Origin of the sequence: Brevundimonas sp., assembly GCF_046295075.1 — a bacterium.
In the GTDB taxonomy this organism is placed as follows: Bacteria; Pseudomonadota; Alphaproteobacteria; order Caulobacterales; family Caulobacteraceae; genus Brevundimonas.
Window position 1 is genome coordinate 1 of record NZ_JBKBOC010000032.1, and the last position, 7,101, is coordinate 7,101.

Consider the following 7,101-nt stretch of genomic DNA (forward strand, 5'->3'; position numbering starts at 1 on the left):
AGCGGCACGGCGACCTGATCGCCACGCGCCAACGTCAGCGCCTCGGGAACCTCGTAATCGAAGGCTTCCGGCACCGGCAGGGGAATAAGGACCGAGGCGACTTTCACTTGATCCTCCCCCGATGGGGGAGGATTGGGCTCGATTCCTGTCGTCGGTGGCGCTAAAAGCCCTGCCCATGAAACTCTTTCTCGATACCGCCGATGTCGCCGTCATCAAGGACATGGTCCCCACCGGAATGGTGGACGGCGTCACCACCAATCCGTCGCTGATCGCCAAGTCGGGTCGGAACATCGCCGAGGTCATCGCCGAAATCTGCGCCCTGGTCGAGGGTCCGATTTCCGCCGAGGCCGTCTCGCTCGATTTCGAGACCATGGTCAAGGAGGGCGACAAGCTGGCCGCCATCGCCCCGAACGTGGTCGTGAAACTGCCCCTGACCTGGGACGGCCTGCGCGCCTGCCGCGTCTTCACCGACAAGGGGATCAAGACCAACGTCACCCTGTGCTTCTCGGCCGCCCAGGCGCTGCTGGCCGCCAAGGCGGGCGCCACCTTCGTCTCGCCCTTCGTCGGCCGACTGGAAGACAATGGCGCCGACGGCATCGGCCTGCTGGAGGAAATCCGCGTCCTGTATGACGTCCACGGTTTCGAGACCCAGATCCTGGCCGCCTCGCTGCGCAACGTGAACCACGTCGCGGCCGCCGCAGTCGCCGGATCGGACGCCGCCACCTTCGGCGCCGACACCTTCAAGGCCCTGGTGAACCACCCGTTAACCGACAAGGGTCTTGATGCCTTCGTGGCGGACTGGGCCAAGACCGGTCAGTCGATCCTGTAGCATCGCGTTTCCTGGAGAGGTCTGTTTGAGCGGCTCATTGGACCTTTTCGAAACGTCGGAAGCGGACGCAACGCCCCATATCGGCGACGGCCTGCATTGGCCCGACGTGCGCGGCTGGCTTCAGACCCATCCCCAGACCCTGCTGGACGACCGGTCCCTGCTGGAAGAGATCGGCCTGCGTCCGCACGGCCGCAACGTGGTCGAGTTCGGCGCCGCCGCCCTGACGCGACTTGAGGCCGTGGTCGAGCGCGAGACCGGCGCCCGGCGCGAGATCGAACTGATCGCCCGCGCCAACTTCGCCGCCCAGACCCAGACGCACGTCGCGACCCTGGACCTGATGGAGGCGCGCAACCATTCCGACCTGGCGCGGCGTCTGGATGCGGCGGCGCAAGGCCGGTTCGGCCTGGCCGGCGCCGCCATCGCCCTGGAAAAACCCGGCGGCGTGCCCTTCGGCTGGCGCGCGCTGGAAGAGGGCGACGTGGATAACCTGCTGGGCGAACACGGCCTGACCTGGCTGGGCCCGATGATCTCGGGGCTGAACTTCTTCGGCGCGACCGAGGATCAGGTGAAGTCCATCGCCCTGGTCCGCATGGCCCCGCACCTGACGCCCGGCGGACCGCCGCGCCCCTGCATCTGCGCCTTCGGCTCGCCGGAGCCGGAAGGCTTCACCCCGAACATGGGCTGCGAACTGGCCGCCTTCCTGGCGCGGGTGACGGAGCGGATGGCCGAGCGATGGCCCGTCCTGAACTGAAAAGCTCTCAACTGACCGCCTCGGACGCCCTGCGCGCCTGCCTGGACCATCTGGCGCACGAGCGTCGGCTGTCGCCGCGCACGCTGGAGGCCTATGGCCACATCGGCCGGCTCTATGTCGCCTTCCTCGAACGCCATCGCGGCGAGACCCTGTCGCTGAAGGACATGGGCACGATCACCGCCGCCGAGGTCCGCGCCCACATGGCCGAGCGACGCTCGGGCGACAACCCGCTGGCGGCGCGGTCGTTGAGCCAGAGCCTGTCGGCCATTCGCGGATTTCATGCCTTTCTCGACCGGCGGCTGGACACGCCCGCCCCGCAACTGGCCCTCGTGCGCGGGCCGAAGGTCAAACCGTCCCTGCCCCGGCCGGTGACCGAGGATCAGGCGCGCGGGCTGTTGGCCGAACCGGACGCCGATCCCGACGCCGAACCGTGGGAGGCCGCGCGCGACCGGGCGGTGCTGACCCTGCTCTACGGCTGCGGTCTGCGGATTTCCGAGGCCATGTCCCTGACCCGGGCCGACGCGCCGCTGGGCGAGACGCTGCGCATCGTCGGCAAGGGGTCAAAGACCCGGATCGCGCCGATCCTGCCCGCCGTGCGCGCGGCGGTGGACGCCTATCTGGCCCTGCTGCCCTTCCCGCTCCAGCCGACCGACGCCCTGTTCCGCGCCCGACGCGGCGGCCCGCTCAGCCCCCGCCATGTCCAGGCCTCGGTCCAGCGGCTGCGCGGCCGCCTGGGCCTGCCCGAACGCACCACCCCCCATGCCCTGCGCCACAGTTTCGCGACCCATCTTCTGGGCGCCGGCGCCGACCTGCGTTCGATCCAGGAACTGCTGGGCCACGCCAGCCTGTCGACGACCCAGAAATACACCGGCGTCGATGCGGATAGACTTTTGACCGCCTATGCGGCCGCCCATCCCCGCGCCTAGAACGGCCGGATGACCATCGACATCCTGGCCATCGGCCTGCCCGCCCTCGCCGACACGATGCTGACCAAGCGTGCGCCCGACCTCGGTTGGACCCTGCATCGCCCCGGCCCCGACGGCCTGGCGCCGCCCGATGTCGCCGAGCGGATCGTCGGCGTCGCCGCCTCGGGCGCCGCGACCGTGGACGCCCGTCTGATCGACGCCCTGCCCGCGCTGAAGATCGTCTCGGTCCATGCCGTCGGCTACGACCTGAGCGATGTCGCCCACGCCCGGTCGCGCGGCGCAGTCGTCACCCACACGCCCGACGTGCTGAACGAGGACGTCGCCGATCTGGCCCTGTTGCTGACCCTGGGGACGCTGCGCCGTCTGCCGACCATGGACGCCTGGATCCGCGCCGGGCGCTGGGTGTCGGATGGGCCGCCGCCGCTGTCGCGCAGCGCGACAGGCCTGCGCTACGGCCTGCTGGGCCTGGGCCGGATCGGCCAGGCCATCGCCCGCCGGCTGGAGCCCTTCGCTGGAAACATCGCCTATCACACCCGCAATCCGGTCAAGGAAGCGCCCTGGCGGCACGTGCCGAACCTGGTCGATCTGGCGACCGAGGTCGATGTGCTGATCGTCATCGTGCCGGGCGGCGCCGCGACGCGCCGCCTGGTCTCGGCCGAGGTGCTGGCGGCCCTGGGTCCGACCGGCGTGCTGATCAATGTCGCGCGCGGCGAGGTGGTGGATCAGGACGCCCTGGTCGCCGCCCTGACCTCGGGCCGGCTGGGCGGCGCGGGCCTGGATGTGTTCGCGGACGAGCCGAACGTGCCCCAGGCCCTGATCGACAGCGACCGCTGCGTCCTGACGCCCCACGTCGCCTCGGCCACCGTCGAGACCCGCAACGCCATGGCCGAACTGATGATGGCCAACCTGGAGGCCGTGCTGTCGGACAGGCCGCCGGTCACGCCTGTTCCAGACTAGCCTACTGACCCGGTCGTGAGGGGCGGGGCGGCGTCACCGACACGGTCGGGCCGAACACGCGGCCCATCGCGCGCGGTTGATCGGGGATCGCATAGCTGATCGGCAGGGGACAGTTGTTCCGGTCGCGCCGATCCAGCAGCAGATAGCGTCGCGCTTGGCCGTCATCGAGAGAGCGGTCAAGCAACGCCTCCGCGCGGTGCCCTGTTCGTTGCTCGGCCTGCATCAGAGGGGCGGGGCAAGGCATGGCCGCCCGGTTCACGACAGGCGCGCCCCGGACCATGGCCGGATCGGCGAGGGGCGCCGGCTGGACGATCACGGCGTTCGACAAGGCCAGCATCAGCAGGGTCAGCATTGCATTCCTCCCAATCTGACCGGAGGCTACACCCGCAACCCCGGATTGACTAGATCGCCTTGATCGCCCCGCCGTCCAGCCGGATCAGCGAGCCGGTGACATAGGCCGCCAGGGGGCTGGCCAGGAAGGCGGCGGTGGCGCCGAACTCCTCGGTCGTGCCGATGCGGCCGACAGGGATGGACTTGACGGAGTCGGCTCGCGCCTCCTGCGGCGTGACGCCGGTGCGCTCGGCCGCCGCCTGGTCCAGCCGTTCGATGCGCGGGGTGTCGATCCGGCCCGGCAACAGGGTGTTGACCGTCACCCCGTCCGGCCCGACCTCGTTCGCCAGCGTCTTGGCCCAGGCGGCGACCGAGGCCCGCAGGGTGTTGGACACGCCCAGCGCCGCAGACGGCTCCACCACCGTGATCGAGGCGACGTTCAGAATCCGCCCCCAACCGGCCGCCCGCATGCGCGGCAACACCCGGTCCGTCAGGCGGAAGATCGACAGCACCATCGATTCGAAATGATCGCGCCAAACCGCCGGCTCCAGCCCCGACACCCCCGACGGCGGCGGCCCCCCCGTGTTGTTCAGCAGGATCTCGATATGACCGCCCAGCAACTCTTCGGCGAGGTCCGCCGCCTTCAGCAGCGCCGCGTGATCCGCCAGGTCCGCCGTGACCACGACCGCCTTGCCCGGTCCGGCCGCGTTCAGCGCGTCCGCCACGGCCTGAAGCTTTTCCGCATCGCGCGATAACAGGGCGACATGCGCCCCCTCGGCGACCAGGGCCGTCGCGACCGCGCGGCCCAGGCCGGAGGATCCGCCGCAGATCAGGGCGCGCTTGCGGGCCAGTTTCAGGTCCATGGTCGATCTCCGGCTTGGGTTTCAGCTCTCGATATCGGACGCCCGCTCGCCCGACGCAACGCGGCGTTAACCGACACGGCGCACCTTCATGCCGAAGCGGCCGCCATCAGCCGCCAGGACAGGCCGGGGAGGGCTCGCCCATGTCGACCAAAATGACGTCGAGCATCCGCCGACACAGCGATCATTTCGAGCCGCAGGATACCGATCCCCAGGAACAGCGCCGCCTGCGCGGCCAGCTGGAACAGATCGACTACGCCGCCTACATCGCCAACAAGGAGGTGATCGGCCACGCCCTGACCGGCGTCGACGCCTCGTCGCTCCAGAAGCTGGCGGTCATGACCGCCACAGCCCGCGCCAAATGGGTGGCGGAATCGTTGCGCCTGGCCCACTCCGGCTCGGCCGTGACGCCCGACCAGGTCGCCCGCCTGACCGCCGCCCGCACCGCCTACGACGAACTCGCCGAAGCCTACGAGGCCCTGCGCCGCATCATCGAGCGGGGGTACATCGCCCTGCGGTGAAGCGCCTCCAGGAACCCGGCTCCAGCTAGGCCGTTCAGCGGCGATGAAGATCGCACGCATAGCCGCCATCGCCCTTCTCGCCGGCGCAGCCCTGGCGCTGGGCGCCTGCGCCACCTTGCAACGCGGCCCCGTCGGCAACGCCGCCGTGCCACAGCCGGCCAAGGCGGTGGACCTGAACCGCTACGCCGGCCTCTGGTACGAGATCGGACGCTACGAGAACGGGTTCGAACGCGGCTGCGAGGGCGTGACCGCCCAATATACGGTGCGCGACGACGGTCTGGTCGGGGTGCTGAACACCTGCCGCCAGGGCGCGATCACTGGCCCAGTCAAGACCTCCGAAGGCAAGGCCAAGGTGGTCGAGGGCAGCAACAACGCCAAGCTGAAGGTCTCCTTCTTCGGCCCCTTCTATGTCGGTGATTATTGGGTGCTGGATCACGCCGACGACTATTCTTGGTCCATCGTCGGCGAGCCGTCCGGCCGCTACCTCTGGCTGCTCAGCCGCACGGCCCAGCCCTCAGCCCAGGCCCGCGACGCCATCCTGACCCGCACTCGCGCCCTCGGCTACGACCTGACCTTGATCAGGCCCACCCAGCACTGATCGACCCGCATCCGGCGTGACGCCGACCGCGTAGAACCTCGAACTGTTCAAGGATCCTCCCATGCGTATCGCAACCCTCGTCGCCCTGTCCGCCACCCTCTTCTCGGCCGCATCGGCTTCGGCCGAGACGATCTCGACCCACGTACTCGACCTCGCGCGGGGCGTGGGCGGGCGCGACGTGCCCGTGACCTTGGAGATCAAGGAGGCCGACGGCGGTTGGCGCCAACTTGCGACCGCCCGCACAGACGAGAACGGCCGGGTACGGTCGTTCGGCGATCAGATCACGACCCAGGCCGCTACTTACAGGCTGACGTTCGACATGTCGCACTATGGCGACACGGACGCCCAGCCCTTCTTTCCCGAGATCGACGTGGTGTTCCAGGTCCGCGACCCCAGCATCCACTACCACGTCCCCGTCGTCGTCAGTCCCTACGGCTACAGCACCTACCGCGGCAACTAGGCTGAATTCGGGACGCCTGGTGGAGCCGAGGGGAGTCGAACCCCTGACCTCGTCATTGCGAACGACGCGCTCTACCAACTGAGCTACGGCCCCGTTTCCAGCGTGGATGGGGTTCACAGGCGAGGCGGACATAGAAGGCGGGCGGGCGTGGTGTCAACGGGCTTGTGCGCGCAATCCGCGCAGCTCGGAAACGGCCGTTGTCGGACCGGGTGCGAACACGCTAGAAGCGCCGATCCAAGCAGGAGTTACGGTTCATGGGCTACGCCCTCGTCTGGTTGATCAACGCCATCATCAGTCTGATGATCTGGTTCATCATCGCCCAAGCCATATTGAGCTGGCTGGTGGCGTTCGACGTCGTCAACTATCGCAACCGCTTCGTCTATTCGGTCGGGACCTTCCTGGACCGGGTCACTGCGCCCCTGCTTGAGCCGTTCCGCCGCATCATTCCAAACCTGGGCGGCATCGACATCTCGCCCATCGTGGTCATCCTGCTGCTGCAGTTCATCAGCGTGCTGTTCAACCGCACGGCGGCCCCGGCCCTGATCCAACTGCTAGGCTGAGGCGACACGGCGGGCGGAAATCTGACGCCGGGGGGTCGATCCGCTCTTGCGCCGCGCGCCGTCCTTCCTAAAGGTGCCCGCCCGACCACTTTCGACCACGGTTCATGACCACGATCACCACAGTCGCCATTCTGGGCGCCGGACAGATGGGCGCAGGCATCGCCCAGGCGGTGGCGCTCGGGGGCTATTCGGTCCGGCTCTATGACGTCGTCGCCGACCGGCTGCCGCTGGCGCAGGGCGAGATCGCGGCCAGCCTGTCGCGCCATGTGTCGCGCGGCCGGATCGATCAGGCCGCCGCCGACGCGGCGC

12 protein-coding genes and 1 tRNA gene are annotated in these 7,101 nt (G+C 69.0%); 9 read left to right on the plus strand and 4 right to left on the minus strand.

Annotated elements, in window-relative coordinates:
- A partial coding sequence (locus tag ACK4MH_RS15390) for a hypothetical protein (RefSeq protein WP_409719962.1) occupies positions 1–107 on the minus strand: 107 nt, incomplete at its 3' end.
- 68 nt (positions 108–175) lie between these two features.
- On the opposite strand from ACK4MH_RS15390, the gene fsa reads away from it, so the two are divergent.
- From fsa to ACK4MH_RS15410, 4 genes are read left to right on the plus strand one after another with little or no spacing between them, the layout of a single operon-like run.
- Positions 176–829, plus strand: a complete 654-nt coding sequence (gene fsa / locus ACK4MH_RS15395; protein WP_409719940.1) for a fructose-6-phosphate aldolase — start codon at positions 176–178, stop codon at positions 827–829.
- A 37-nt stretch (positions 830–866) separates the two neighbouring features.
- Complete coding sequence (locus ACK4MH_RS15400; protein ID WP_409719942.1) at positions 867–1,580, plus strand: DUF484 family protein; 714 nt, start codon at positions 867–869, stop codon at positions 1,578–1,580.
- Positions 1,562–2,506 carry a tyrosine recombinase XerC gene (locus ACK4MH_RS15405; RefSeq protein WP_409719944.1) on the plus strand — a complete coding sequence of 315 codons (945 nt, stop codon included), beginning with the start codon at positions 1,562–1,564 and terminating at the stop codon, positions 2,504–2,506. Before ACK4MH_RS15400 ends, ACK4MH_RS15405 begins: the two co-directional genes overlap by 19 nt.
- 9 nt (positions 2,507–2,515) lie before the next feature.
- Positions 2,516–3,463 (plus strand): NAD(P)-dependent oxidoreductase, encoded by a 948-nt coding sequence (locus tag ACK4MH_RS15410; protein WP_409719946.1) that lies wholly within the window; start codon positions 2,516–2,518, stop codon positions 3,461–3,463.
- A 1-nt stretch (position 3,464) separates the two neighbouring features.
- On the opposite strand, the gene ACK4MH_RS15415 is transcribed toward ACK4MH_RS15410, so the two are convergent.
- Together ACK4MH_RS15415 and ACK4MH_RS15420 are read right to left on the minus strand one after the other, a co-directional pair.
- On the minus strand, positions 3,465–3,815 hold the full coding sequence (locus ACK4MH_RS15415) for a hypothetical protein (RefSeq protein WP_409719948.1): 351 nt from the start codon (positions 3,813–3,815) through the stop codon (positions 3,465–3,467).
- A gap of 49 nt (positions 3,816–3,864) precedes the next feature.
- Positions 3,865–4,656: an SDR family oxidoreductase gene (locus tag ACK4MH_RS15420; RefSeq protein WP_409719950.1), complete on the minus strand. Its 792-nt coding sequence runs from the start codon at positions 4,654–4,656 to the stop codon at positions 3,865–3,867.
- Between the two features lie 140 nt (positions 4,657–4,796).
- Between ACK4MH_RS15420 and ACK4MH_RS15425 the strand changes: the two genes are divergently transcribed.
- The 3 genes from ACK4MH_RS15425 to uraH all read left to right on the plus strand — a co-directional run bounded on the left by ACK4MH_RS15425 (position 4,797) and on the right by uraH (position 6,232).
- The gene (locus ACK4MH_RS15425) at positions 4,797–5,174 is read left to right on the plus strand and encodes a hypothetical protein (RefSeq protein WP_409719952.1); all 378 of its coding nucleotides are present in this window, start codon (positions 4,797–4,799) and stop codon (positions 5,172–5,174) included.
- A gap of 43 nt (positions 5,175–5,217) precedes the next feature.
- Entirely contained in the window at positions 5,218–5,772 is a 555-nt protein-coding gene (locus ACK4MH_RS15430) for a lipocalin family protein (RefSeq protein ID WP_409719954.1), read from the plus strand.
- A 61-nt stretch (positions 5,773–5,833) separates the two neighbouring features.
- Entirely contained in the window at positions 5,834–6,232 is a 399-nt protein-coding gene (gene uraH / locus ACK4MH_RS15435; RefSeq protein ID WP_409719956.1) for a hydroxyisourate hydrolase, read from the plus strand.
- A 17-nt stretch (positions 6,233–6,249) separates the two neighbouring features.
- Here the strand turns inward: uraH and ACK4MH_RS15440 are convergent.
- A tRNA-Ala gene (locus ACK4MH_RS15440) sits at positions 6,250–6,325 on the minus strand.
- Positions 6,326–6,486: 161 nt separating this feature from the next.
- Between ACK4MH_RS15440 and ACK4MH_RS15445 the strand changes: the two genes are divergently transcribed.
- On the plus strand, positions 6,487–6,792 hold the full coding sequence (locus tag ACK4MH_RS15445) for a YggT family protein (RefSeq protein WP_409719958.1): 306 nt from the start codon (positions 6,487–6,489) through the stop codon (positions 6,790–6,792).
- A gap of 104 nt (positions 6,793–6,896) precedes the next feature.
- The coding region (locus ACK4MH_RS15450) for a 3-hydroxyacyl-CoA dehydrogenase NAD-binding domain-containing protein (protein WP_409719960.1) at positions 6,897–7,101 on the plus strand (205 nt) is incomplete at its 3' end.

What these genes read in the sequence shown, in the direction of transcription:
- fsa (WP_409719940.1), top strand. Translation starts at nt 176, where the DNA reads ATGAAACTCTTTCTCGATACCGCCGATGTCGCCGTCATCAAGGACATG.
- ACK4MH_RS15405 (WP_409719944.1), top strand. Translation starts at nt 1,562, where the DNA reads ATGGCCCGTCCTGAACTGAAAAGCTCTCAACTGACCGCCTCGGACGCC.
- ACK4MH_RS15410 (WP_409719946.1), top strand. Translation starts at nt 2,516, where the DNA reads ATGACCATCGACATCCTGGCCATCGGCCTGCCCGCCCTCGCCGACACG.
- ACK4MH_RS15415 (WP_409719948.1), bottom strand. Translation starts at nt 3,815, where the DNA reads ATGCTGACCCTGCTGATGCTGGCCTTGTCGAACGCCGTGATCGTCCAG.
- ACK4MH_RS15420 (WP_409719950.1), bottom strand. Translation starts at nt 4,656, where the DNA reads ATGGACCTGAAACTGGCCCGCAAGCGCGCCCTGATCTGCGGCGGATCC.
- ACK4MH_RS15425 (WP_409719952.1), top strand. Translation starts at nt 4,797, where the DNA reads ATGTCGACCAAAATGACGTCGAGCATCCGCCGACACAGCGATCATTTC.
- ACK4MH_RS15430 (WP_409719954.1), top strand. Translation starts at nt 5,218, where the DNA reads ATGAAGATCGCACGCATAGCCGCCATCGCCCTTCTCGCCGGCGCAGCC.
- uraH (WP_409719956.1), top strand. Translation starts at nt 5,834, where the DNA reads ATGCGTATCGCAACCCTCGTCGCCCTGTCCGCCACCCTCTTCTCGGCC.
- ACK4MH_RS15445 (WP_409719958.1), top strand. Translation starts at nt 6,487, where the DNA reads ATGGGCTACGCCCTCGTCTGGTTGATCAACGCCATCATCAGTCTGATG.